Here is a 25460-nt window from a genome sequence, read left to right on the forward strand (position 1 = left end):
ACTAAATATCTGAATAATAATATCCCCATATCACTATGATTTCTTCGCAATCCACTTCACGGCTTCTTTCAGCGTAATTTTTTTACCATACATCAATATACCGGTACGGTATATTCTGCCTGCTGCCCAGGTAGTACCAATAAATCCTCCGATCAAACAAACAAAAGAGAGCCCCAGTTGCCAATAGGGTACCGTTCCCGGCACACCATAGGGCAACCTGGCCATCATTACCATGGGCGATGTAAAGGGGATAATACTGGCCCATACAGCCAACGGGCTGGTAGGGTCATGCACTGCCTTCATCATGATAATAATTCCGATAATAATAGGCATGGTAATAGGGAGCGTGAGTTGCTGTACATCAGCCGCATCTTCATTCGCCAAACTACCCACTGCTGCATACAGGGAAGAATAAAAGAGATAACCACCGAGGAAATAAAATATAAAACAAGGGATCAGTAAGGACCAGTGGATACTGTTCATTACTTCGCTGATTTTGCTGAATGCTTCCATCGCGTCGGCATGATTACCTTGTGGCATAGCGCCGCCCTGTGCAGCTGCCTGCATACTTTCAGGAGAGATGAATAATGGAATAATGGTATAGATCACTGTGATGAGAATGCCCCAGATGAAGAACTGTAACAGGCCTACCGCTGCAATACCAATGATTTTGCCCATCATGAGCTGAAAGGGTTTTACACTGGATATCATCACTTCAGCAATGCGACTTACTTTTTCTTCCATGACGCCTCTCATTACAGAGGTGCCAAACAACAACAGCACGATATAAATAATGAATCCGCTGGCATAGCCTACACCGTAAGCCACCCAGGAGCTGCCTTTCTTTTCATCTTTACCATTTTTAAATTCGGCTTCCACATCGGATTTGATCCCATCGAGTTTGGATTGATCGATGCCTTGCAGCTCCATACGTTTCTTTTCAATGATATTGTTAATATCCTTATTGATGCCGGATTCCAGTGTAACGCTGGCCTGGCCGCTGCTGTAATATTCGATGCCGGAAGGACGGTTAATATCGATGTCCGGAATATACAGGACGCCTGCGTAGCCTTGTTCTTCGTAATGTTGTTTGAGGCTGTCTATATTTTGATTTTGCAGGTATTTGAAATAAACACCCTTTGAATCGGGGAATTTGTTTATAAATAAACTGCTTTTGTCTACTACTGCAATGCGTTTATTCTCGCTGGAACTGGTGGCCAGCAGGATGGGCACTATGATCATAGCCGCAAATGCCAGTGGCACCAGTAAGGTGGTGATCAGGAAAGATTTTTTACGAACACGGGTAAAAAATTCTCTTTTTATAATAAGCCATATTTTTTCCATAAAGCAAGGTGGGGTGATCAGGCCAGCTGTTGTGCAGGTGCGTTGGCAGTACTGCTTTCGGTTTGCTGAACCTGGGTGATAAATACATCGTTGATAGAAGGAAGGATTTCTTCAAAATAAGTGACTGGTATATCCTGCCGGATGAAGTGCATCAGGATATCGTTGGTGTTGCTGTCTTCATTCATTTTTACCGTAAAGGCATGATCGTGTGTTTGCACAATATTAAAATGATAAGTAGCCATTTGTGCAGGGTTGGGCATTACGCCAAGGCCTATACGAAAAAGTCCCTGTTTGAAATCCTGTTTGATCTGTTTTACGCTGCCATCCAGTATTTTGAGGCCTTTATTCATCAGCATGATATGATCACATATTTCTTCTACCTGTTCCATGCGGTGGGTAGAAAAAATGATGGTGGTGCCTTGTTGGCTGAGATTAAAGATTTCCTGTTTGATCAGGTTGGAGTTGATGGGATCGAGGCCGGAAAAGGGTTCGTCCAGTATTAATAGTTTGGGATCGTGCATGATAGTAGCAATGAACTGCACTTTTTGCTGCATTCCTTTACTGAGTTCATCGATCCTCTTATTCCACCAGGAGCTGATTTCAAATTTATCAAACCAGTAATTGATTTTCCGCATGGCTTCCTGTTTGCTCAGGCCTTTGAGGCGTGCCAGGTAAAGTGTTTGTTCACCTACAGCCATTTTTTTGTACAATCCTCTTTCTTCCGGCATGTAGCCGATCAGTTGCGCATCATTTTCAGGATCAAACTTTTTGCCATTGAGGAGGATCTGGCCTTCATCCGGATAAAAGATACCGGTAATCATGCGCAGTAAGGTGGTTTTACCGGCACCATTAGGCCCCAGTAGTCCGAAGATGCTGCCCTGCTGAATATCAAAGCTTACATCATCTACCGCTTTGTGGGTATCGTAATGTTTTTTCAGGTGTTTAACTTCGAGTAGATTCATGATGAAAATTTAATGATTAATCTGGAATAATTAATCATAATATATCACAGGAAAATTCTACTGCAGTTTAGCCGCGATGATGGCTGCTATGCGTTCGCCATCCATTGCTGCTGATACGATGCCTCCGGCATACCCGGAACCTTCTGCGCAGGGGTAAAGACCTGTTACCTGCGGATGTTCGAGGGTGTCGCTGTTGCGGGGAATACGTACGGGAGAAGAGGTACGTGATTCAGTAGCCACCAGTACAGCGTTTTCTGTATAATATCCTTTCATTTTGCGGCCAAATGCTTTGAAAGCACCTGCCAGTCGTTGATGTACAACAGCTGGTAATACTGTGCGCAGATCTGTGGAATGTAGTCCGGGTACATAGGAGCATTCCGGTAATGAAGTGGAAATTTTTTTATTTACAAAATCGGTCATTCTTTGTGCAGGTGCTACAAAGTTTCCGCCTCCGGCGATGTATGCCTGTTGTTCTACCGCCTGTTGGAAATACATGGCTGCGAGCGGGCCGTGGTGGGCAAATGGTGTGAAATCTGATTCATCTACTGTTACCACCATGCCGGAATTGGCAAAGGGGTTGTTGCGTTTGGAGGGCGACCAGCCATTTACCACCAGTTCTCCCGGATCAGTAGCAGCGGGCGCAATGATACCACCGGGGCACATACAGAAAGAGAATACGCCGCGGCCTTCCACTTGCTCTACCAGGCTATAGCTGGCTGGCGGGAGGTATTCACCGCGGATGTCGCAATGATATTGAGCGCTGTCTATCAGCTCTTGTGGATGTTCCACACGAACGCCCAGTGCAAAAGGTTTTGCTTCCAGTAAAATGTTTTGCTGATGAAGCATCACAAATATATCGCGGGCAGAGTGGCCGGTAGCAAGGATCAGTTGTTTGCCTTCGAAAAGCTGTCCTGTAGCGGTTTGCACGCCAGCAATAGCGCCTTTCTGTATTTTGATGGCACTTACTTTTTGTTCAAAGTGTACTTCTCCGCCGCTGGCGATGATTTGTTCACGCATAGCCGTAATGATATGCGGGAGTTTGTTGGTGCCGATGTGCGGGTGCGCATCGATCATAATTTTTTCGTCTGCGCCGAAATGAACAAATATGTTGAGTATGCGGTTAATATCTCCACGTTTGTTGGATCTTGTGTATAGTTTCCCATCGGAGTAGGTACCGGCGCCACCTTCACCGAAGCAGTAGTTGGAATCGGGGTTTACCACACCTGTTTTATTGAGGGTGGCCAGATCACGGCGGCGTGCGCGTACATCTTTACCACGTTCCAGTATAATGGGTTTTATACCGGCTTCTATGAGGCGTAGTGCTGCAAAGAGGCCGGCAGGACCGGCACCTGCAATGAGTACCCGTGGTGCATTGGCGGGGAGTTCCAGGTATACCGGATGTGTATGTTGTCTTTCGAAGAAGGGTTCGTTGATAAATACCTGAATTGTCAGTATAAAGTATACTTGCCTGGAACGTGCGTCTATAGAGCGTTTGAGCAGATGGAAACCAGTAATGTCTGCTGGTTTAATACTTAGTGCAGCAGCGGCGTGCTGAATGATATGTGTATGATTTGCCGCATCTGCCGGCAGTAATTTGAGAGATATTTGTTGTATCATATTAGCGGTTAGGTGGTTATCCTAAAACGAGCAGTAAGCTATTAGCTTTTAGCGCTTAGTAAAAAATGCAGCGAAGGTAAAGTATGTACTTCATCTTCGCTGCATTTTTTACTAAGTGCTAAAAGCTGACTGCTAATGGCTAGAATGGCAGATCGTCTCCGCCATCGGTACCACCAGCAGGCATTTGCGGTGTATTGTAGTTAGGTTGAGGATCTGAGCCTGGAGCAGGTGCAGCCATTACAGATTCCATACGCCAGGCGTCCAGGTTGGTGATGTAATTTACCTTACCATCTTTTTCCCATCTGGTACCTTTGATATTGAAATAAACTTTAACATTTTCACCTTCATTAAACCGGTCAACAATACCAGTGCGGTCTTGCACCGACTGAAATTTAATGTAGTTGTTGATAACACGGCCATTGATGTCATCAGACTTCTCTATAACGAACTCTCTTGTCTTAAAAGTTTCGCTACGTTGTACCGTGTTGTACTTCACAATCAGCTTTCCGGTAATTTCAAAACTCATAGAAAAATTATTTTAAATTCAGAAGGGTCAAAGATAAGGTATTCGTATAAGTGCGTGCAAATATTTTTTATTAATACAGTGCGCGCGGATATATAAATAATTAGTTCGGTAATTACTAGTAGCAAACACATTTTTTTAAATGGAGATACTAACATAGTTTTGCACCCTCTCTAAAAAAATTGTGAATATCTCATGGTTTTTGAGTGAAGGATTTTTTTTGAGAGAAGAGGTACAATATTATTTTATCAGTTATATATCCATATTTATGATAAAAAGGAGAATGACAAAGGTAAAGGTGCTGTTAATCAAGCGGGTTTATAGTATTGAAAACCGTGTCACGTCTGGGCTGTAAAGCCACTGTAGCAGGGGAAACACAAGTTTTGGTACATTGTAATCAGGAGAATATAAACAAGGGTAGATAAATTTTTTTTTTCAACATTTTCTACAGATATTCGTCATCCTGTCTGAAAATTTTTCAACATCCTGCGTTGGGGAATTTCGAATTCGAGAACTAAGCATCCTTAATTAAGAAACAACTAATTTTTTTTATCTCAATGAATAAAACTTGCGAACAAGTTTGGGAAAAGTGTCTTAATATAATTAGGGATATAGTGGAATGGCAGCCGTTTAAGACTTGGTTTGAACCAATAAAACCCATTAAACTTGAAAACAATGTTTTAACCATCCAGGTCCCCAGCCAATTCTTTTATGAATACCTTGAGGAGCATTATGTGGGATTGTTAGGGAAAACAATTAAAAGAGAATTAGGTAAAGAAGCCCGGCTGGAATACCGCATTGTAGTAGAGAACGGTACGCCACATCAGCATCCCAGAACAGTAAACATGCCTACGCAGTTTACAAAACCTCAGAAAGACAATGAAGTAGATTTTCCTTTAACGATTCACAATCCGGTTAAGAATCCCTTCGTTATTCCGGGCATCAAAAGGGTACAGATTGATTCACAGCTCAATCCTAATTATACGTTTGACGCGTATATCGAGGGAGACTGTAACCGTGTAGCCAGACGCGCAGGTAAAACTGTGGCGGAAAAGCCCGGTGGTACTTCTTTTAATCCGCTGGTGATCTACGGAGGTGTAGGCCTCGGCAAAACGCATCTGGCGCAGGCTGTAGGCAATGATGTGAAACGCATACATCCGAATAAAGCGGTGTTGTATGTGAGTGCAGAGAAGTTTATCAATCAGTTTATTGATCACTCCAAGAATAATATAATCAACGACTTTATCCACTTTTATCAGTTGATAGATGTATTGATTGTAGATGATATACAATTCTTTGCCCGTGCAGAGAAAACACAGGATGCCTTCTTCGCTATCTTTAACCATTTGCACCAGTCAGGCAAACAGTTGATCTTAACATCAGATAAGGCGCCTAAAGACCTGGATGGTGTACAGGAAAGGTTGCTCAGTCGTTTTCGTTGGGGATTGAGTGCTGATATACAGATTCCGGATTTTGAAACCAGGATGGAAATTCTGGAGATGAAAATGCGGAACGATGGTTTGGAGATGCCGAAAGAAGTAGTGAAGTATGTGGCATACAATATTCAGACAAATGTACGCGAACTGGAAGGTGCCCTGATTTCATTGCTGGCACAGTCCTCGCTGAACCGCAAGGAAATTGATCTGGAGCTGGCCAAACGTGTGCTGAAGTCTTTTGTAAAAACATCTTCCAAAGAAATCACCATCGAGAGTATACAAAAAATGGTTTGCGAATATTTTGATGTGCCTTATGATAAGTTGCTGCAAAAGACCCGTAAACGCGAAATAGTACAGGCCCGCCAAATTACCATGTACCTAGCTAAATCATTTACAAAGAATTCTTTAAAAACAATCGGTGAACATTTTGGTGGTCGTGACCACACAACAGTGATACATAGCTGTCAGACAGTGAAAGACCTGATGGATACAGACAATAATTTCCGTGACAGTGTAATCGAATTGCAACAAAAAGTACAATTAGCGGCAATGTAATGCCTTACCCCTTATAACCTATTTTAAAGAAGCCGCTCTGTGAAGAGTGGCTTCTTTATTTTTAGCGCTCTTATGTATCTCTTTAAAACATATGTATATTTTTGCTGTCAGGAATTATCCGGCGTGTTTTATCAACCTCACTTCTGTTTCTTTACAGTTTTGTTACCCGTCATCAGATGGGAATTATTATCCGGAAGATCCTGCGTTGTCATACTGATATATGATGATCCTGTATCAGCTGCATTTACAGGTATCAAAAGCAATGCACTTGCATGGAGAGGCCCTGAACCACGCTGGTCATGGCGAAGAGCCAAGATAGCCCCGGAATAATGCTTAACCGCATTGGCTATCATTGGGAAAAGGAAACAAGTAAAAGTATCATGATATAGACGAACAGCAACAGTTTTGATGTGATGCTTCCGACAGTGAAAAGCGCTATGGTAAAGGGATGTAGCACTAATGAAATAACCCTGACGACGCTTACTACCTTACAGTCTACATATAGGGATGTAAACATATTTTCATCTTTTTTTATAAAAAAATGAAAATGCTTTTGGAGAATATAAAACTTTTCCTATTTTTGCAACCCCTTCAGGGAAATACGGAGAGATGCCTGAGTGGCCGAAAGGAACGGTTTGCTAAACCGTCGTACGGGTTAAACTGTACCGAGGGTTCGAATCCCTCTCTCTCCGCAGCTTTAAAGGAACAGACTTTTGTCTGTTCCTTTTTTGTTTCCCGGAAATGTGCTGTTATGTACTCCGCTATTTTGTACATCAGCAGCATATGCAATATTCAAAAAGCTTCCTTACGAGGCACTGTTGTTTTTCTAAAAGATAAATACCGATACCATGTTTTCAGATAAAACACGTCAGAAATTAATTTATCGTACGCTGAGATTCCTGCTTTTTATTATATCCATTCCCATTTCTATGGTTGCACTCACCTATTCTCCGGGAAGCGAAATAGATGCATTTATCTGGCGGGAGCAGCATCCGCGAATGTATGTTTTCATTTGTTTGGCCATAACCGTTTTGCTCATGTCATTTTTTTCAGCATTGCTTTTTATGATTGGGAAAGTATGCAAAGTGGAGGCCCAGCGGATGACTTATGTATGGTTAACTTTTATCCCTTTGTGCATGCTGCTTTTAATCCTTTTGAATATGGCGTATAGGGCTTAGTTTATGCAGCAGCCTGCAGCAGTGTACTGTATCTGATCCTGACAAAATCTCCGGGCAGTCATATTTTTTTTACGTAAATTAGTTACAGCGTATTATATATCCCACCTATCAGCAACTTACGAACTTACTACCACGTAAATAAAAGGGGAAGCCGAAAACCTGTAGAAAAGAGTAGGCGGGAAGTATTCTTGATGAAAACCATTTTTATGAAAAAGAAAAACAAGAAGAAACTGGACATCAGCAAAATCAAAATTGCTAAACTGAGCGAAGAGAATCAGAAAAAAATACAGGCGGCCACTATTCCTCCCCGCACATTCTGGTGTGATACAGTTGGTTTATAATAACTGCTGATTCGCTACACAAAAACTTATTCAGGCACCCGCCGCTTTAAATACGGATAGGGTGAGATGATGCAAGGGGGTAGACGTATACCTGTCCCCTTCCTTCCGCAAGGTAAAGCTCCGGATAGCCGTCAATAGTTTTTTAATGAAATCTTAAGCTCGCGTTTTTACTAACTGTTCCGTTTGGCAAAATGCCGTACCATGGCTCGTTTTGGAAAAGCAACATTTTGTTATACGACCTCTCTTTTGAGCTTTTGGAACGATACTTATTCACCAGCAGCCCCTGTTCTTATTAGCTGGCAGGGAAATTGAATAATTACTAACTATTAAAACTAACAACAAACATGAAAAACTTCATTATCGCTATTGCCGTTATGATGGCTGTACTCCCTGCTGTTGCTCAAACAGCTACCCCTACAGCCCCAAAGCAAGTTCCTGCTAAGGCAGCTGCCGCAGCACAAACAAAAGCAACTGCTGCTACACAGACATTGCCATCACCTGAGAAACGCGCTGTTGAGTACTCTAATGAACTCAAAACCAAGCTGCATCTCACTGATGATCAATACAACAAAGTACTGGCTGTAAACGCAGAATGCATTCGTCGTAAAGATGCATTGAAAGCAAATGGTCAAAAAGGCGGACAAGGAGCAAAAGATATTTCTACCTATCGCAAGCAACAGTATCAAACCATTCTCACACCAGATCAGCAAGCACAGTTAAAGGCGATCAATGCGCAGAACGGACAAAAGAAAGGAGCTAAGGTGACTGAGTAGTTATCAACGTTTTTATATAAAAAGGAATCAGTGCATACTGGTTCCTTTTTTTATGTAAAACATCTTATGAAATTTATGCTGCCATAACCCCTTTCCTGATATCACTCATCCCCTTTTTATAAAACCGTTTCATCATCTTATTCAAATGACTGCTATCTGTAAAACCCAGGTTGTAGACGATTTCCTTGAAAGGGATATCGGTATACATTGCTTTTGCTTCTGCTAACTTCAGTTTGGAACGCAGCACAAATTCCTGGTAAGTTTCATTGGCATTACGCTTAAAATATTCGCTAAAGTAAGTAGCCGAAATATTGAAATGATGAGAGAGATATTGTAGTGTTATTATTTCTTCGTCCAGCGGATGATATTGAACATGCAATAATAAATCAGCAAAGCGTTTGCCTTCATAACCTTGTTGTCCGGGCAATGAGTTCGAGAATTGCCACCATTATGCCTTGCATGATTCTGCGTGCAGGTGGTGTGGGGCATTATGCTGTGCAAATGGCCAAAGCAACAGGTGCCTATGTGATAGCACTCAAATCAGCTGCCAATGCAGGCTGGGTAACCAATTTAGGCGCTGATGAAATCATTGATTATAACACCTTTGATTTTAACGAGGCAAGCAGTCTGCAATTAAACCTCGTGTTGGACGCTGGTGGCCGGTATCCGGCATCGCTGTATGAAAAGCACTTTGCACCTGGCGCGGCCTTGTTTTACCTGCCGCATCAACTGCCCGGGGAAAAGATGCAGTATTATAAATCCAAAGGATTTGATGTGCGCTTTACCGGTGTGTTCACAGAAGAACGCGCTATAGATGATATTGCCACCTTGTTAAAAGAAGGGAAAGTAAAGTCATATATAGACAAGACATTTGCTTTTACTGATATGAAAGCCGCTTTTGAGGAGATGAAAAAGGGGACTACCAGGGGGAAAATTGTGGTGCGAATGGATATATAGCAACAGGTGCAGTCAGCATAAAAAGAGGAATCACCTGGCGCTGATTCCTCTTTTTAGTTACCGTAAATTCTATTTTTCAGGAAATTGTTAAACTGGTAAATGCCCTGTGGTGGCTTATTTTGTTCATTTTTCGATATTTAATCGAAAAAAATATCGATGGAATTTGTTTTTATGCTAAACATTTTCCTACATTTGCACTCCACAATTGAAGCAATGGTCACGCCACAAGGGCAACCGATAAAGCTGAAGAAGTGGACTAAGAAGGGTTTTCGGGGCGTAGCGTAGCCCGGTATCGCGCCTGCTTTGGGAGCAGGAGGTCGCAGGTTCGAATCCTGCCGCCCCGACTTAGAAGCCTTACAGTAGAGATACTGTAAGGCTTTTTTTATGTGTATTGTTGCGATGATTAAACAAACTTTTCCGATCTGTAGTACTCCCTCTTTATTCAAACGCTACCGTCTTATTGCTTTTTCAAATCAGTTTTAAGGCCGCTAACAATAATAAATGCGTTCAGTATTTTTCCTGTTTTATTTACCTCAAATTCGATCTGCCTGTCTGAGCCATCAGCATAGAAGAATTTAGTATTCGATTCCGGCTTTAACTCCATATCATCGCTACCATTTCCACGGCGATACAGCTTATTATCTTTTTTAATTAATTCAAGCGTATTTGTTGCTAAATATTTTCCAACATAATTGTCCAGAATGGCGCTGTTAATAGCTATTTCCTTATGTTTATAAGGATTTATAACCGGAAAGTTGAAAAGGATGCTGGCTAAAGCATTGGAAATAGCAGTAGTGTTGGCTTCGTCATTGGATATTACTACCACATAAAGATCATCTGTTGGATAATATGCCAGACAAGAATTGAAACCAGGAATACCTCCATTATGCCAGATTCTTTTATGATTTCCCAGGCTGTCAATCCATAGGCCATATCCATATCGCCCCTGATATGGCGTTGTCATTTTTTTTATACTGCGGGGTAAGAGTATCTTATTGTTCATCAATGCTACGTCCCATTGATACAGATCATTTACAGTTGAATACATTGCGCCTGCACTAAAAGGGCCTTCCATAACATAATAAGGGGCATTGATGTATCCGTTGCCAGGATCCTCGTATCCTTTAACACGATACTTTAGTATGGAATCAATTTTATCCACGCCGGTATTTTTAATCTTCGCCTTTGAAATGATATTGTTCAGCAAATAATCATTATATTTTTCTCCACTGACCATTTCAATAATATATCCTAACAGGAAATAGTTAGAATTACTGTAAGCCCATTGTGTTCCCGGAGGAAAATTATAGGGTTCGTTTTTAAATTCATTGATCATTTGTAACGGTGCAAGTGGTACTACATCAGCATGAGACCCGTTATCCGGGAGTTGGGTATAATCTTTAATCCCTGAAGTTTGATTTAGCAACATATGAATAGTGACTACATCACCCTGAGGATAGTCAGGGATATACTTATTGAGTTTATCATCCAGACTTAACTTTCCTTTTTCCTCCAGCAGTAAAATACATGCTGCTGTAAACTGTTTGGTGAGGGAGCCTATCCTGTATTTTGAATCTCTTGTGTTTATCGTATGCCATTCCCTATCAGCTTCACCGAAAGAATTTTCATAAACTACTTTCCCTTTTTCCACCAGCAACACAGTTCCGCTAAATTGACAAATTTTAGACTGTGACTGCATATAGGTATTTAGCAAAGCGGTATTTTTTTGTTGCGCGTGAATCGTAACAGGCAGTAAGAGTAGCCAGAGAATTTTATTCATAAGGAATTAAGAATTGAACCTGAATTTACATGTTTATTGAATGATATGTTGCTTTATTTTAACGGGTTATTTAAATGTTTGGGTTTCAATTATCAAGAGGAAATCTGATGCACTATTTAGTACTTTTTATAACGATGCAAACTAAATCACAAGCTAAATAGCTTGTAACAGTTGTTGCCTGATCCGGCATTGAAGGAATATTATTAATTTACACCTTTCCCTTAAGTCCTGTTTATTAAAAGTGGGAAAACACCATGCTACAAGACCATCGGGAAAAAATAATAAATATGAATAATGACCTGGTAAAGCAGACGGAATTTGTATCCGAAATATATAATAGCCTGGTTTTAAGCCATTATATAAAACATTGGGGTATGCCGGAAAGCAGGGTTGTATCAAAGCGCCAAGGGTTTGATGAAAGGATAGCTGTTTACTATTTTCCTTGTAACAAGGAAAAACCAATTGCTCATGTCGCAACTATAGGAACATCACAACAAACAGGAAGAAATGGGAAAGTTGGGTGCGAATATATATTTGTGTTGCCTTGTGATTTAGGTGGTGCTGATATTGAATCGGTTTATAATTATCTTTTAGATATTTCAGCACACACTGTTATTAATATAGAAGATATTTCCACACCAAGAGTTATGGGTGAAAGTAAATTGGCTCCTGCGGCATGGAAAACAAAAGCCATTTTATTTGATGAATTAAGAGGTGAGGACGAAAATTTTTCAACGATACCTTATGGGGATTTATTTAATACCAAATTTATATGGGCTGTACCAATACATGAATCAGAGTATAAATCTATTACAGAAAATGGGATTGAGTTTTTTGACAGCCTTGAGCAGTTATCTGAGATCAGTATTGTGGATGTAACAAGAGCGCCATTTTGTTAAAGGTTTCATCAGTCGCTATGATATTTTCATAAAAAAGGAGTTCTTAAATATTGCTATTTAAGAACTCCCTCCGCTATTTTAAAAGAGATAATACCACACTGTTATACTTAATCAGCTTATAACCTGAAAAGCAATGCACAAATTATCCTGTCTTCTGATTTAACCAGATCAGGGCGCCAATCAGCTGGCAGTGGTGTTGTGGTATATCCATCAGGAGAAGTTACTCCACCTTTTCCTGCAAAGTATGGAACATTTGAATGTCTGTGGACATACTCTATACGAAAGGTCAGGCTTTGATTTGGCATCCAGTCAAAGTTTGTAGAACAATCCCAGCCTTTAAACTGATCTCCCGGATTGGCAGTGAAAGGGAAAGCGCCTTCCGTTTGTGTAGGGTTGTTTGGATTAGGCAATGCACTTGCCTGTCCGGTTGGCAACAGCACCAGGTAACGTCCAGGGTTAGTCATTATGCCACCTCCCATTGTCCACGCAAATTTGTTGTTAGCAAACCAGATACGATTGTAGAACATAGCACTTAAAAAGTATTGTTCAGGTTCATCAGTTGTGCCTTTTTTGAATCCACTTACTCCGCCGCCTTTTTCAAAACCCAGATCACCGGTTAATGAAAACGCCATCCTGTTGATACCATGGGAATTTGGCTTATTGTAATATCTCACCAGCATACTATTATCCGAGTGGAATCTTTTTCTTTTAGGAATTCCTGCCGCATCACTACCATAATAATCATTGGTGAGTATTTTAAACCTGCTGCTTGGGTTCCAGGTTATATTGGCGCCAACACCGGGCATTTTGTTAAACCTGCCATAGCTTTGCCATCCATTAATAATCCAGGGTTCGATCTTTAGATATTTTGATGGATAGATCTGGACACGTACACCATTAAAAAACCAGGGAGTATTATCAGAAGTAAAAGAAGCCTGATACTCCCAGTTCTCTACCTGGTAGTAGGAATTAAGACCAATGTAAGACATAAATAACCCTGCGTCCACATTGATGCCATACCACTTATTGAAATGATAACCAACATATGCTTCGCTCAGGTAACGATATACATCGGCCAATTTATATTGCCCCCTGTAGGGACTACCATCGTTTCTTGGAACAACAACAGAACGGGTGCCGTATTGCAGCATTACCCTGGCCCTTGCATTCTCATAGGTAAAATCTCCGCCAAGGCTTAAATGAGAGAGTTGTACTTCGTTGTTACGTGCCAGTGCTGTAGAACCCACTACCGTATTGTCATTCGGGTTGTTGAATGAATGAGTGTAGTTGACATCAACCATCACGGAGGGTATAAAATACTTACCATGAAAAATAGAGGAGTCTCTTCGGTCACTTCCATTTTGCCAGTTGGTTTCTATTCCATCAAATGGGATTTTTGAGGCTGTTGTGGTGTCCTGAGAAAAGACAGCAGCCGGGATTGTCATAAGTAGAACTGCTCCTGTTAAAATTTTGCGCATCGTTTTTTTAATTTTATTACCGGAATTAATTTTTGCATCTTAATGCATTGCAACCTTGCTATAGCTATTAGCCAAATTCCAGACCGTATTAAAAAAATGTTGATCCTTCAGGGGCCGGAGAATGGAAATTAAGGACTTGAATTTTTTCATAAGATTTTTTAAATGATGTTAAAAATAATATATAACTTATTAAAAAAGAAAATATTAGGATGGTTAATTGGTATGATAAAAATAATAAATACCTGGCCGGTATTGGTAATTGGGAGTGATTACAACAACCTTAGATCCGGAAAATTAGCGCATATCTCTTTAAGAAAAAAGTATATCATTTTGGTAAGGGTATTTCATTTTTTGCAGGGTTTGCACAAATAATGCTCATCAATCATTTTGTAGAAATGCAACATAGTTTTGAAGCACACAATATTTGCCGGCATGGATACCTGAAGAATTGCTGTGGAAATTCCTCTTACAAATTGTATATTTAGTAAAAGAAATCTATGTGTAGCCCCTCTTTCCGCAGACCCGGTATGCATGGTTTATTGCTTGCCTGCATCCTGTGCACCAGTAGTTGTTACTCCTATCGCATTGCAACACATGCGCAGCCTGCTACTGATGCTGCACCCGTCAACAGAGTAAGAGCCTACAGCCTGTTTTGGGGACTCCTCAACAAACCACAGGTGATCAGCACCCCGGTATGCGACTCACTGGGAGTAAACGGTGTGGCGGAAGTAAGGGTCAAAACTAATTTCGGCAATACGGTATTAACCTTTTGTACACTTGGTATTTATTGCCCCGTTACAATAGAATGGAAATGCGCCAAACCATGTGCGCAGGTAGATTCGTTATAAAACAGCATATTGTTTTCTTCACCCCAATATTCGTCCGCATGAAAATTATTAAGCACGGCGGCTTCTCCTGGAGTAATTTGCATAATACATTTACGCAGCAAGTAACTGATCTGTATGACCTTGCCAATGAAGTAGCCGGCACTGTACTTCAAAATTATAATGATACCACCAGTGGCATACAACAAATAATAAAAGACGCTATACAAAACGGTACGTCACTGCGTACGCTTGGCGGAAGCTGGTCATTTTCTCCCATAGCGGCTACCAACGGTATCTTACTCAATACCAAACCGCTGAATATTCGTTTTACTATCACCAGCAACAGTATAGACGCTGCTTATAACGGTGATCCCAAAAAACTTTGCCTGGCTCAATGCGGCAACGGCATCTGGGAGCTGAACGACTTCCTGCATCAGCGTGGATTGTCGCTGTCGGCCTGCGGTGCCAGTAACGGGCAAACCATTGCAGGAGCCCTGGCTACAGGCACACATGGTGCTGCTATTGGCTTTGGCGCGGTGCAGGAAGGTGTAGTTGGTTTGCATATCATTACAGGTGCCGATAAACATATCTGGTTGGAGCGAGCGTCTTATCCGGTAGTGTCTAATACTTTAACAGATAAGCTGGGAGCGGTACTGGTGCGTGATGATGATGCCTTTAATGCCGCAGTGGTGAGCTTTGGTGCCTTCGGTTTTGTACATGGTGTAATGATAGAAGCAGAAGATGATTATCTGCTGGAGTGTTACCTGCGCCGCGTGCCCTATGATGATGCGCTGATTCACCAGCTTACCACACTCGATTTTGTATATCCGCATTTGCCCTATCCGGGTGTAATGCCTTTTCATTTTCAGTCGCTTATCAATCCTTATGATCTGGCCAACGGCGCCTATATGACTACGATGTATAAGCGTCCTTACCGCAACGACTACACGAGGCCAAAGCCTAATGGTGCCGGCATAGGGCCGGGCGACGATGCCCCTTGTTTTATTGGTACGCTGGCCGGTGCAATCCCTGCTGCAGTGCCGCTGTTGGTAAACAAAGTGCTGGCATCCAGTCTTACTCCCTATGAACAACAATTCGGCAGACTCGGAGAAATATTCAACAATACTACTTTGCGCGGCAAGGTAGCCAGTGCTGCTGTAGGACTGCCTGTTACAGCGGTAGGACAGGTGATAGACGCACTGCTTCAGGTGAATACACAAGCCGGCCCCTTTATAGGTTTATTCGCTTTCCGGTTCGTGAAAGCCTCCAAAGCTACTATGGCGTTTACCCGTTTCGCACCGGTTACCTGTGTACTGGAACTGGATGGGGTGCTTTCTCCGGAAACAGTAGGCTTCTATGAAGCGGTATGGAATAAGCTGGATCAGCTTAATATTCCTTTTACTTTTCACTGGGGAAAGATGAATGTGCTAACACCTGATCGTATACATAGCATGTACGGAACAAGCCTGGACCAATTCCTGGCGGCGCGTGCAAGAATAGTAGATCCGGCTATGATCCGTACTTTCAGCAATGACGCTATGCAACAATGGGGAATTGACCAGGTCTGAAAATCCCGTTATTCTTCTGTGCTACAATACTTGTCATAAGCAGCAGCATCTAATAGCTCCCCAACTTCTTTGGGATTAGCGACTGTTATCTTAAGAAACCATCCGCCTGCATACGGTTCATCATTGACTAAGTCTGGTGAGTCTAATACCGTTTCATTTATTTCTGCCACTTTCCCATTTAAGGGGCTAAAGAGTTCAGTTACAGCTTTAACAGATTCAACAGTACCGAATGCTTCGTCTTTTCCCAGCGTATCTCCTACCTTATAAGGTAGCTCTACAAAAACAATCTCACCTAATTGTTTTTGTGCATGATCTGTAAGACCAATAGTGGCTTTATTGCCGTTTAGAAGGACCCATGAATGGTCTCTTGTATAACGTAAATTCCCGGGAGTGCTCATAGACAATGAAGTTTAAGGTTATTTGAAGGATGATTTGCTATATGGATATTCTTTGTGTTGTTATTAGCCATTTTGTGTAGCAGTTATTTTGAGATGCACGTGAATAATAAACATTAATTACCTGATTTTTGTTTTATCTGCATAACATTTTTAATACTGAAAATTTGAAATATCCATATTACTCTTTCTTTATAAAAAAGGCTGACCATCCGGTCAGCCCTTTGAAATTACCAGCTATCAGTATTTATCATTAGTAGCATTACCATCCTTCATTTTGTTTTAGTTCCGTATTACGCAATGTTTCATCTGTAGTGATAGGAATCAGGTACATAGCATTGCGCCATAAACGGTCTTCTACTTTGAATTTTTCATAATGGTAACCTTCCGGTGTAGTGGCGTCTTTTATTAACCGCATACCCCATATTTCCTTTTCTGTATTTTCAGCGATCTTCCAGCGACGGACATCCCAGAAGCGTTGGTTTTCGAATGACAGCTCTATTCTTCTTTCATTGTGAATGCGCTGCCGCATTGCAGCCTGGCTTAATCCGGCGGGCAATGATGGCTGGCCTGCACGTGTACGGATAAGGTTGATATAAGTTGCAATGTCTGCATTACCAGGATCGTATTCATTCAATGCTTCGGCATAACTAAGATAAAATTCTGCCAGCCGGAAAATGATGCCGTGTATATCTCTTCCCGGTCCCTGGTTAACGGTAATGTTTTCATCTGCCAGCTTCCGGCAGCTGTAGCCTGTTCTGCTGTGATCTGTTTGTGTACTCTGTTCATCTCTCCCGCCCGGAAACGTTTCAATTTTACGGCCTTTCCAGGAAGCGCCATTGTAAGTGATATCTGTATAAAATCTGGGATCACGGTTATCATATGGCTTTGCAGGGTTATAACCGGATGCAGGGTTGCTGATTGACAAACCATTGGCCATTTCATAATCGTCTACGAGGTTTTGTGTAGGGGAACAACCAGACCATCCATTACTGCCATAAGGAAAGATATACCGGTCGTAGCTCTCATTGGTTTCTTTCATTCTTACCCAGATCACTTCTTTGCTAAGCAGTGTGTTGTTGGTAAACATATTCAATCTGTCGGACAACGTATTTTCCAGTTGATATGCCGGTCCGCCCTGTGCAGATTTGAGATCGATGACAGCTTTGGCAGCTGCGGCTGCGGCGCGCCATTTCTCCGGATCGGTGGCGGCGGTACCGCTGCTGATATCTCCCTGAAAACTTGTTTTGCCGGCAATTGCCCACAGCGGACTGGCACTGTAAAGCAGCATACGTGCCTTTAAAGCCAGGCAAGTACCTTGTGTTACCCTTCCGGTTTGTGTAGTAGGATAAAGTACCGGCAGCCGCTTAATAGCTTCGTTACAGTCGGCAATGATCTGTGCTACACATGCATCGTAGGTGCTGCGTGGCTGATTCAGCGCTTTCACATCGCTTTGATCAATGGTTTTTGTAATAATGATGGCGCCACCAAATTGACGAAGCAACTCTGCGAGATAATAGGCGCGCAGAAAATATACTTCTCCGATACGATTTTGTAATGCGCCTTTGTTGTTGGCATCATCCGGGGTTTTATATTTTGCTACCCCTTCCAGGATAGCATTGGCTTGCCTGATAGCTACGTAATTATCACGCCAGGTATTGCCGATGGGATTATTATTGCCGGACCAGGAGCCGTTATTAAAGCTCATAGAGGGCATCCAGTTAGAAGCATCTTTAGCTTCATCTGTGCCGGAAGACATAGAGTAGCCACCGAGGTAAGTATAATTTCCGCGTAAATGGGAATATAAATTATTAACCACCTGGTCGGTCATTGCAAAATTGGTGAAGATGTCCACATCCTGTTGTTGTGTAGTGGAAGCCCTGTCCAGAAAGCCTTTCTTACAGGCGTTGAACGACAGCAGTATGAATAAACCCAATAACAATTTCCTCATGCCAGACATCTTTTTGTAATAGCTATTGGATAATATGATTCGTTGCATAACTTTTAATTTAAAATATCAGGAAACATTTTCCATGCGCAGCACGCTGTTAAAATCTTACATCAATACCAAAATTCCAGATCTTCTGAATCGGGTACATAGCACCGTTGCCATCGCCTATTTCAGGGTCTACCTGGTAATCTTTCAGCTTATCCCAGGTAATAAGATTCATACCGTTGGCGTATATACGAAAATAAGAGAGGCCCAATGGTTTGATCCAGCGCTTTGGCAGCTGATAACCTATCTCTGCATTTTTGAGTCGCAGATAGTCGGCGGAGCGGAGCCAGAACGATGAGGCACGGTGATTGTTGCCATTTGTATTGCTGTGCAAACGTGGGTAGGTAGCGGTATTAGCTGTTTCCGGTGTCCAGCGGCCGAGGTGAAAAGGTTTCACTTTACCACCCTGAAAAAATTCATATACTGCTTCATTATTCAACATCAGATCTGAGTGTGCAGCGCCCTGAAACAGCATGGTGAAATCAAAGCCCTTGTAATCTGCACCCAATGTAGCACCATACATAATTTCCGGTGTGCGGGCGTAGCCGATGGCTGTTTCATCAAAATTCGACTGAATGAAATCGTATTCTTTACCCGTCAGTTTTTTATATTTTATATCACCGGGACCATAGTCAGAAAAATTCTGACGCGGACTATTATCCACTTCATTCTGATCGTGGAAGAAACCTTCTGCTACCAGGCCAAACTTGGTGCCGATGGGGTGTCCGGTGCCTTTCATCCATGGATATGCCTGCGGCACTTCATCCTGGTATATGATTTTGTTCCGGGCAAAAGTGATGTTGGGTTTAACGAAATAGTGCACTTTGCCAATCGTATTATCGTGACTTAATTCCAGTTCAAAACCTTTATTGTCTACAATGCCAATGTTCTGTGCTTTGATATCCTGACCGAATACATCAGAAAGGGTGTTACGTCTGATGAGGATCTGACTTCTTCTTTGTTTGAAAACATCCAGCGTGATGCCCAGTTTATCTTTCCACAGGCGTGCTTCCAGTCCGAGGTTTGCCTGACGGCCACGCTCCCAGGTTACACCCGGATTGCCAATTGCACCTTGTTTCCAGCCATTAGCCTGGTTGGCATTGGTGCCAAAATAATATGGATCGCCTCCACCCCAGGAGGTGAACCACAAAAAGCGGTCATTTCCACTTCTGTCATTGCCTACTTCTCCATAAGAGCCTCTTATTTTCAGGAAGCTGAGTGCGGAAATATTGTCTTTGATAAAATTTTCTTCAGATAATATCCAGCCGGCAGAAATAGATGGGAAGAAGCCATAGCGGCCTTCTTTGGGGAAGTTTTCAGAACCCTGATAAGAAGCACTTAGTTCCAGTAAATATTTTTGAAGGTAGTTATAAGTGCCGCGGAATAATAATGATTGATAGGCAAAAGGAATCTGGGAGCCATTTTCCTGCAAACGACGGTTCCATAATACGATGCCGGTAGCTTCATGATTACCGAATTTACGGTTCCAGTTCATCGTTGCTTCCAGGTAAGTATTGCGCAGGGCGCTGCCTCCATTAAAGCCACCATTGGGATCTATTTTAGTATCCTGACCAGACTGTTTATAATCTGTTATATTTCCCTGTGCATCATAAATGGGCTCATATACAGCATAGTTGCGGCCGTAGGAAGTGTAAGGAGTATTGGTGTTATCATAGGAGAAAGATACTTTAGCACTCAGGTTTTTAGTGAGGAAATCCAGCTTGCGGGTAAGGGCAAATGTTCCTTGTACCGTATTGTTATACCAGTGCTGATAGCCCTTTTGGGAGAGTTCACCAAAGATATTGGAACTAAAAGTACCGTTGCCCCACATAGAACCATCCGGATTGAAAATAGGATAAATAGGCGCCATACGATTGGCGAGATTCATAATATTAGCCGCGGAATTATTACCATCTGTGCGATCTGTCATAGTGCCGGCGAGGTCTACGCGGGCAGTCAGGGTAGGCGTTATATCCACATCCACGTTAGCCCGCAGATTATACCGCTTCATGACGTTGTTGGAATTATATCCGTCCTTGTTTTCTTTGGTATGTGCGTAATTCCCTTGCTGGAGGTTATAGCCGGCCGAAATGAAGTAGCGGGCTATATTGTTACCGCCGCTCACATTGAGGTTCCCCTGCGCCACCATAGAGGGCTTCATGATGAACTTATAATAATCCGTGTTGGGTAGTTTTCCGCTTTTGTATCCTTCCAGTTGTTCCGGTGTAAAGGCGGGTTGCGCACCGTCGTTGGCGAGTGCTTCGTTAAACAGCCTGGCATAATCGTAAGAGCCCAGGTATTTAGGCAGCCGGGTGGCTTCCTGTACACCGGTAGAGGCGCGGAAGCTTACCGATGGTGCGCCGGCCTTGCCGCGTTTTGTAGTAACGAGCACCGCACCGTTGGCGCCACGCATACCTAGTACAGCGGTGGCCGCGGCATCTTTCAGGATAGTAAGACTTTCAATATCGTTGGGATCGAGATAGCTCATGCTGCGTTCTATGCCGTCTACCATTACAATGGGTGAGGCATTATTGAGGGTAGCTACTCCACGAATGTAGAGAGAGCTGCCATCTACCCCGGGCTCACCACTGCGTTGAGTGGTAATAAGTCCGGGGAGCCTGCCTGCCAACGCATTGGTAAGATTGGATACAGGGCTTTGTACTAATTCCTTGGTACTGATAGAAGCAATAGCCCCGGTAACAGTCGCTTTCTTTTGTTCGCCGTAAGCTACTACCACCACATCTTTTAATCCAAAGCTGGAGGGGATCAGTGTTACATCTGTTTGGTTGGAGAGGGTAATTTCTACTTCTTTTGTTTCATAGCCGATAAAAGAGAAAACCAATGATTTTGTGCTCACAGGTACCTGTATGCTGTAGGTACCATCTGTTTGTGTTTGTGTGCCCCTGTTGGTTCCTTTTACCAGTACAGAAACGCCTGGTAATACAGTGTTGGTTTTGTTTTCCACCACCGAGCCGATAATGGTGCGCAACTGTTGTCCGGTGCCGGTTTTAGCGGCAGGATTAACCACGGTGTCTGCCGCATTGGATAGTTCGGAAGCGCGAAAGATAACGATGATGTTATCTTCTTGTTTGAAACTGAGATGTGTATCGGCCAGTAATAATTCCAGTGTTTCTTTTACACTCCTGGTGGCTTTCTCCAGACTGATATTTTTGAATCTGTTTATTTGCTCCGGAGGATAAGCCAGGCGGAAGCCGGAAAGGTTTTCCACTTTTCCCAATGCGCCTTTCAGTGTTTCATTTTTCAGTGTGAGCGTGATTTTTTTTGTAGAGATATCCTGAGCGCTTCCTGCCGATGCCCACAATACGGGTGTTAGTAATAGCAGGCTCAAAATGAGTAAGGTGGTGGTTTTTACCAGGCGCCTGGTGTGGCGGTTTGTATAGGACAATAGATTGTCACCAAGCTGTGTTTTCACAGCTAATAACTTTTGCATAACGGGCAATAATTTAAGAAATGTTAGAAATGAGGGTGCCTGTAGCAGCCTAGTGTGCTGCTAAAATGTTTCCCTTTTCAGTTGTTTTTTATTTTAAATTAAAGATGGAATGATGATGTTTGTTTAAGCGATAATTTTGGTTTCATCCTGATAGATTTTCGTGGTTTTTAATAAAATAGCATAGTATAAATAGCCTGCCCTGAATCGCTAAATTGATTTAGCAAATTTGATTTAAAAAGGCTTCACATTATCTTTTGTAAGCGATGCAGGTTATTTTTATTATAGTCCGCAACCTTTGCCGTTTATTAGAATATTGCGCCCGTTTTCTATGGTATAAGTCGCATTTCTGACACCGCACAATACATCCAATACTTGTTCGAGTGATTCTGTTCCACTGAAAGAAGCTCTAATCTGGCAAGACTTTAACGCTTCATTGCTGAACTGTATATTTACCTGGTAACGCTTATTTAATGTGGCTACAATAGATTCAAAGGTGGTATTTTCAAACACCATATCTTCTGTTGTCCAACTGATTTTGGCTATGGCATTTACTTTTTGCTGTGCTGCAGTAGCCTTTTGAATATTGTAAACAATTTGCTGATCAGGAGTAAGTACTGCCAATACTTTTTTATCGTCTTCCACTTTCACCTTTCCGCGTGTAACCGATACCGTTATATCGGGCAGGTCCGGATACGCCCGGATGTTAAAAGCTGTCCCCAGCACGGTAGTCTTTAAACGGCCGGTATTAATAATGAAAGGTCTTGCGCTATCCCGCCGGATATCAAAATAGGCCTCTCCCGAGAGCTCCACTTCCCTGGTTTTGCCGGTAAATGCTACAGGAAAATCCAGTTTGCTGCCGGCATGTAATATCACGGTACTTCCATCTGGCAAAGTAATGTAACGACTGTAGTTCTGTTTTTCTCCGGTATTAAAACCACTATATTTAACCTGTTTTGATTGATCCTGTTTAATTAAATAATAGCCGGCACCTGCCAATAAAAGGAGCCCTCCCCATATAGCAGCCATCCGGGCTGCTTTCTTCCATAAAGGAATATACAGCACAGGGGGCTCTTTATCTTTATTCACCTGCGCCCTTAGCTCTTTCAGCTTTGCCTGTGTTAGTTGCCTGGCCATCTCATTTTCGGGATCAATCACCTGATCCGGCAGGTGCTGTCCAAGCCCGGTATACCAGGTCTCCAGCATTGCCAATTCCTCCGCTGTGCAAGTGCCCTGGCTATATTTTGCTAACAGTACATATAAATATTGTTGGTCCATAAATTCAAAAAACGTGGATAGCTACATTTAAAAACACCAATTTAATGCGTTACCGTTATCCCGGTGAAAAATTTTTTTAGCGGGGAAATAGTGAGGATTCTACACAACTATAGAAAAAAATGAATTATTATTAGATTTGATAAAAATTATTCCAATCGAACGATACACGGAAAATACTGATTCAGCCCTGCTCAGACTATGGAGAAACGGAGATGAAAAGGCTTTCGATATGATCTATACACGTCATTATATCCGGCTGCTGAACCTGGCACATAAAAAAACAGGCAACATGGAAGCCTCGCAGGAGCTGGTACAAGATGTGTTTTTATCGCTCTACAGGCAATTGTCTTCTTTGCAGGAGCAAACAGTATTGGAAAACTATCTGTTTATTGCTACCAGGAACAGGATCTTCAACTACCACCGGCAACTGCTGCTACAATTAAAAAAAGAAGCGGTACTGCGCAATCATCTACCCGTTAATTCCGGGGATAGCCAGGAGGCGCTGGAATTAAAAGAGCTGGAAATAAGGCTGCGGGCCAAAATTCAGGCACTGCCGCCGCAGTGTCGTACTGTTTTCCTCCTTAGCCGGGAAGAGCAGCTATCCAATAAGGAAGTAGCAGAACGAATGAATATTTCCGTAAATACTGTGGAGCAACACATGCGCAAAGCCTTACGGATACTACGTGCTTCCTTCAACGACGAACTCACCCTCATCTTATTGTTATTGCTGCTTCAGCATGCATCTTTCTAAAAATATAGCAGAAAAATTCTGTGGATATTTGTTTTTATGAAATATAATTTCCTACATTTGCATCCCGCTTCACAGAATAATCAGTGAAAACGTTGGAAACGGGGCGTAGCGTAGCCCGGTATCGCGCCTGCTTTGGGAGCAGGAGGTCGCAGGTTCGAATCCTGCCGCCCCGACATCAAATAAAAAAGAGGCTTCTGGCCTCTTTTTTTATGCAATCAACTTTCCGGGAGGCCGTCATTTCAACGGCTGACTGATTGCCATAAATTGAAAGCCTGCATTTTCAGGCTAATTTTAGTCACCCCGAATTGTTTCCCCGGACAATACTTCTTTAAAAATTTGACTAATATATTAGGGTTATTGTAGTGGGCTCCCCGCAAAATGAAGTAACTGTTACAAGATGATGATAGATTTGTCTAAATCAAAAAGACAAAATAATGGAAAAAGCAATACTGTCAGATAATGAACTTGTAAAAAACAGCATCAATGGAAACAAGGATCATCTTGGAATGCTGATCGAAAGGTATAATAACTACATTTTCAATGTGTGTTACAAAATGTTATGGAATGTTAACGACGCCAGGGACCTGACACAGGAAATTTTAATTGCTATCATCACTAAGTTAGACACGTTTAAATTCAATAGTAGTTTTAAAACCTGGACTTACCGAATAGCAACCAACCATACCTTAAATTTTATTAAATCAAGCCGCAGGCATAAGTTATTTTCATTTGAAGAGTATGGTAATAATCTGGATAAAACACCGGATTTTATCTTACCGGAAGAAGCCTATAACAATATTGATAACGAAATCCTTTTTGAAGAAGTAAAACAAACTTGTATGACAGGCATGTTAATGTGCCTCGATGAGCAATATAGAATGGTATTTATTATAGGAGAGATTCTGGGATTTAATGATAAGATCGGCTGTGAAATTTTAGCGATCACACCTGAAAACTTCAGAATGATGCTGTCAAGAGCGAAGAAAGACCTTTATAATTTTATGAATGATAAATGTGGATTAATCAATAAAAATAATTCCTGCAGATGCTCAAAAAAAACAAAATCATTTATCAAAGCCGGATATGTCAACCCTGAAAAGCTTTTGTTTTATCCTAAGTATAAAATTTTCATTGAAGAAGCAGCTGCTAAAAAACAAGAGGAAATGGAAGATCATTTTTATGCTGATTACCGTGAATTATTCCAAAAATTAACTTTCCTGTCCAATAAGGCGTTTTCAGAAGAACTTGACCAAATACTAACCTCCCCAAAAGTAAAGGCACTCTTTAATTTGAATTAGTGACCAATATTTATAAAAGTTGTTACAAGGGGCTTAGCCAATTGTCTAAAAGCTGA

The 25460-nt window shown here is 42.0% G+C and carries 20 protein-coding genes and 3 tRNA genes; 12 read left to right on the forward strand and 11 right to left on the reverse strand.

Annotated features, from left to right (window positions below; translation table 11 throughout):
• Positions 1–33: 33 nt before the first annotated feature.
• From CLV51_RS05970 to CLV51_RS05985, 4 genes are all read right to left on the reverse strand, one after another.
• Positions 34–1344 carry an ABC transporter permease gene (locus tag CLV51_RS05970; protein ID WP_106527070.1) on the reverse strand — a complete coding sequence of 437 codons (1311 nt, stop codon included), beginning with the start codon at positions 1342–1344 and terminating at the stop codon, positions 34–36.
• 17 nt (positions 1345–1361) lie between these two features.
• Positions 1362–2306, reverse strand: coding sequence for an ABC transporter ATP-binding protein (locus CLV51_RS05975; protein ID WP_106527071.1), 945 nt, complete (start codon positions 2304–2306; stop codon positions 1362–1364).
• Positions 2307–2363: 57 nt separating this feature from the next.
• Positions 2364–3923 (reverse strand): NAD(P)/FAD-dependent oxidoreductase, encoded by a 1560-nt coding sequence (locus tag CLV51_RS05980; RefSeq protein ID WP_106527072.1) that lies wholly within the window; start codon positions 3921–3923, stop codon positions 2364–2366.
• A 139-nt stretch (positions 3924–4062) separates the two neighbouring features.
• A complete protein-coding gene (locus CLV51_RS05985) occupies positions 4063–4449 on the reverse strand; it encodes a DUF3127 domain-containing protein (protein WP_106527073.1) in 387 nt (128 codons plus the stop codon).
• Between the two features lie 554 nt (positions 4450–5003).
• Here CLV51_RS05985 and dnaA point away from each other — a divergent pair.
• The 4 genes from dnaA to CLV51_RS06010 all read left to right on the forward strand — a co-directional run bounded on the left by dnaA (position 5004) and on the right by CLV51_RS06010 (position 8729).
• Positions 5004–6437, forward strand: coding sequence for a chromosomal replication initiator protein DnaA (gene dnaA, locus CLV51_RS05990; protein WP_106527074.1), 1434 nt, complete (start codon positions 5004–5006; stop codon positions 6435–6437).
• 603 nt (positions 6438–7040) lie between these two features.
• Positions 7041–7129, forward strand: a tRNA-Ser gene (locus CLV51_RS06000).
• Between the two features lie 692 nt (positions 7130–7821).
• Positions 7822–7956: a hypothetical protein gene (locus CLV51_RS29755; RefSeq protein ID WP_281261514.1), complete on the forward strand. Its 135-nt coding sequence runs from the start codon at positions 7822–7824 to the stop codon at positions 7954–7956.
• A 344-nt stretch (positions 7957–8300) separates the two neighbouring features.
• Positions 8301–8729 carry a hypothetical protein gene (locus CLV51_RS06010; RefSeq protein WP_106527077.1) on the forward strand — a complete coding sequence of 143 codons (429 nt, stop codon included), beginning with the start codon at positions 8301–8303 and terminating at the stop codon, positions 8727–8729.
• A gap of 73 nt (positions 8730–8802) precedes the next feature.
• Here the strand turns inward: CLV51_RS06010 and CLV51_RS06015 are convergent, their stop codons facing one another.
• Positions 8803–9156 carry a helix-turn-helix domain-containing protein gene (locus CLV51_RS06015; protein WP_106527078.1) on the reverse strand — a complete coding sequence of 118 codons (354 nt, stop codon included), beginning with the start codon at positions 9154–9156 and terminating at the stop codon, positions 8803–8805.
• Between CLV51_RS06015 and CLV51_RS06020 the strand changes: the two genes are divergently transcribed.
• Complete coding sequence (locus CLV51_RS06020) at positions 9156–9686, forward strand: zinc-binding dehydrogenase (RefSeq protein WP_106527079.1); 531 nt, start codon at positions 9156–9158, stop codon at positions 9684–9686. The genes CLV51_RS06015 and CLV51_RS06020 overlap by 1 nt on opposite strands.
• Positions 9687–9956: 270 nt before the next feature.
• Positions 9957–10030 (forward strand) — tRNA-Pro (locus tag CLV51_RS06025).
• 113 nt (positions 10031–10143) lie between these two features.
• Here the strand turns inward: CLV51_RS06025 and CLV51_RS06030 are convergent.
• Positions 10144–11466 (reverse strand): serine hydrolase, encoded by a 1323-nt coding sequence (locus CLV51_RS06030; RefSeq protein WP_106527080.1) that lies wholly within the window; start codon positions 11464–11466, stop codon positions 10144–10146.
• 287 nt (positions 11467–11753) lie between these two features.
• Here CLV51_RS06030 and CLV51_RS06035 point away from each other — a divergent pair, with 287 nt between their 5' ends.
• Positions 11754–12365, forward strand: coding sequence for a suppressor of fused domain protein (locus CLV51_RS06035; RefSeq protein WP_158266940.1), 612 nt, complete (start codon positions 11754–11756; stop codon positions 12363–12365).
• A 116-nt stretch (positions 12366–12481) separates the two neighbouring features.
• Here the strand turns inward: CLV51_RS06035 and CLV51_RS06040 are convergent, their stop codons facing one another.
• Complete coding sequence (locus tag CLV51_RS06040; RefSeq protein WP_106527082.1) at positions 12482–13843, reverse strand: porin; 1362 nt, start codon at positions 13841–13843, stop codon at positions 12482–12484.
• A 497-nt stretch (positions 13844–14340) separates the two neighbouring features.
• Between CLV51_RS06040 and CLV51_RS06050 the strand changes: the two genes are divergently transcribed.
• Both CLV51_RS06050 and CLV51_RS06055 read left to right on the forward strand, forming a co-directional pair.
• The gene (locus CLV51_RS06050) at positions 14341–14691 is read left to right on the forward strand and encodes a Bor family protein (RefSeq protein WP_146151231.1); all 351 of its coding nucleotides are present in this window, start codon (positions 14341–14343) and stop codon (positions 14689–14691) included.
• A 38-nt stretch (positions 14692–14729) separates the two neighbouring features.
• Positions 14730–16238 carry an FAD-binding protein gene (locus CLV51_RS06055; RefSeq protein WP_106527084.1) on the forward strand — a complete coding sequence of 503 codons (1509 nt, stop codon included), beginning with the start codon at positions 14730–14732 and terminating at the stop codon, positions 16236–16238.
• A gap of 8 nt (positions 16239–16246) precedes the next feature.
• Here the strand turns inward: CLV51_RS06055 and gcvH are convergent, their stop codons facing one another.
• The 4 genes from gcvH to CLV51_RS06075 all read right to left on the reverse strand — a co-directional run bounded on the left by gcvH (position 16247) and on the right by CLV51_RS06075 (position 23355).
• On the reverse strand, positions 16247–16636 hold the full coding sequence (gene gcvH / locus CLV51_RS06060; protein WP_106527085.1) for a glycine cleavage system protein GcvH: 390 nt from the start codon (positions 16634–16636) through the stop codon (positions 16247–16249).
• Positions 16637–16895: 259 nt separating this feature from the next.
• The gene (locus tag CLV51_RS06065) at positions 16896–18632 is read right to left on the reverse strand and encodes a RagB/SusD family nutrient uptake outer membrane protein (protein WP_106527086.1); all 1737 of its coding nucleotides are present in this window, start codon (positions 18630–18632) and stop codon (positions 16896–16898) included.
• Between the two features lie 49 nt (positions 18633–18681).
• Positions 18682–22080 (reverse strand): TonB-dependent receptor, encoded by a 3399-nt coding sequence (locus CLV51_RS06070; RefSeq protein WP_106527087.1) that lies wholly within the window; start codon positions 22078–22080, stop codon positions 18682–18684.
• A gap of 279 nt (positions 22081–22359) precedes the next feature.
• Positions 22360–23355, reverse strand: coding sequence for a FecR family protein (locus CLV51_RS06075; protein WP_106527088.1), 996 nt, complete (start codon positions 23353–23355; stop codon positions 22360–22362).
• A 136-nt stretch (positions 23356–23491) separates the two neighbouring features.
• Between CLV51_RS06075 and CLV51_RS06080 the strand changes: the two genes are divergently transcribed.
• The 3 genes from CLV51_RS06080 to CLV51_RS06090 all read left to right on the forward strand — a co-directional run bounded on the left by CLV51_RS06080 (position 23492) and on the right by CLV51_RS06090 (position 25404).
• On the forward strand, positions 23492–24106 hold the full coding sequence (locus CLV51_RS06080) for an RNA polymerase sigma-70 factor (protein WP_158266941.1): 615 nt from the start codon (positions 23492–23494) through the stop codon (positions 24104–24106).
• A 99-nt stretch (positions 24107–24205) separates the two neighbouring features.
• Positions 24206–24279 (forward strand) — tRNA-Pro (locus tag CLV51_RS06085).
• A gap of 261 nt (positions 24280–24540) precedes the next feature.
• Positions 24541–25404, forward strand: coding sequence for an RNA polymerase sigma factor (locus tag CLV51_RS06090; protein WP_106527090.1), 864 nt, complete (start codon positions 24541–24543; stop codon positions 25402–25404).
• Positions 25405–25460 lie beyond the last annotated feature (56 nt).

The sequence above is a fragment of the Chitinophaga niastensis genome (assembly GCF_003014755.1).
Classification (GTDB): Bacteria; Bacteroidota; Bacteroidia; order Chitinophagales; family Chitinophagaceae; genus Chitinophaga; species Chitinophaga niastensis.

Excerpts from the sequence above, each read along its gene's own strand:
- CLV51_RS05970 (WP_106527070.1), bottom strand. The coding sequence starts at position 1,344 with ATGGAAAAAATATGGCTTATTATAAAAAGAGAATTTTTTACCCGTGTT.
- CLV51_RS05975 (WP_106527071.1), bottom strand. The coding sequence starts at position 2,306 with ATGAATCTACTCGAAGTTAAACACCTGAAAAAACATTACGATACCCAC.
- CLV51_RS05980 (WP_106527072.1), bottom strand. The coding sequence starts at position 3,923 with ATGATACAACAAATATCTCTCAAATTACTGCCGGCAGATGCGGCAAAT.
- CLV51_RS05985 (WP_106527073.1), bottom strand. The coding sequence starts at position 4,449 with ATGAGTTTTGAAATTACCGGAAAGCTGATTGTGAAGTACAACACGGTA.
- dnaA (WP_106527074.1), top strand. The coding sequence starts at position 5,004 with ATGAATAAAACTTGCGAACAAGTTTGGGAAAAGTGTCTTAATATAATT.
- CLV51_RS29755 (WP_281261514.1), top strand. The coding sequence starts at position 7,822 with ATGAAAAAGAAAAACAAGAAGAAACTGGACATCAGCAAAATCAAAATT.
- CLV51_RS06010 (WP_106527077.1), top strand. The coding sequence starts at position 8,301 with ATGAAAAACTTCATTATCGCTATTGCCGTTATGATGGCTGTACTCCCT.
- CLV51_RS06020 (WP_106527079.1), top strand. The coding sequence starts at position 9,156 with ATGAGTTCGAGAATTGCCACCATTATGCCTTGCATGATTCTGCGTGCA.
- CLV51_RS06030 (WP_106527080.1), bottom strand. The coding sequence starts at position 11,466 with ATGAATAAAATTCTCTGGCTACTCTTACTGCCTGTTACGATTCACGCG.
- CLV51_RS06035 (WP_158266940.1), top strand. The coding sequence starts at position 11,754 with ATGAATAATGACCTGGTAAAGCAGACGGAATTTGTATCCGAAATATAT.
- CLV51_RS06040 (WP_106527082.1), bottom strand. The coding sequence starts at position 13,843 with ATGCGCAAAATTTTAACAGGAGCAGTTCTACTTATGACAATCCCGGCT.
- CLV51_RS06050 (WP_146151231.1), top strand. The coding sequence starts at position 14,341 with ATGTGTAGCCCCTCTTTCCGCAGACCCGGTATGCATGGTTTATTGCTT.
- CLV51_RS06055 (WP_106527084.1), top strand. The coding sequence starts at position 14,730 with ATGAAAATTATTAAGCACGGCGGCTTCTCCTGGAGTAATTTGCATAAT.
- gcvH (WP_106527085.1), bottom strand. The coding sequence starts at position 16,636 with ATGAGCACTCCCGGGAATTTACGTTATACAAGAGACCATTCATGGGTC.
- CLV51_RS06065 (WP_106527086.1), bottom strand. The coding sequence starts at position 18,632 with ATGCAACGAATCATATTATCCAATAGCTATTACAAAAAGATGTCTGGC.
- CLV51_RS06070 (WP_106527087.1), bottom strand. The coding sequence starts at position 22,080 with ATGCAAAAGTTATTAGCTGTGAAAACACAGCTTGGTGACAATCTATTG.
- CLV51_RS06075 (WP_106527088.1), bottom strand. The coding sequence starts at position 23,355 with ATGGACCAACAATATTTATATGTACTGTTAGCAAAATATAGCCAGGGC.
- CLV51_RS06090 (WP_106527090.1), top strand. The coding sequence starts at position 24,541 with ATGGAAAAAGCAATACTGTCAGATAATGAACTTGTAAAAAACAGCATC.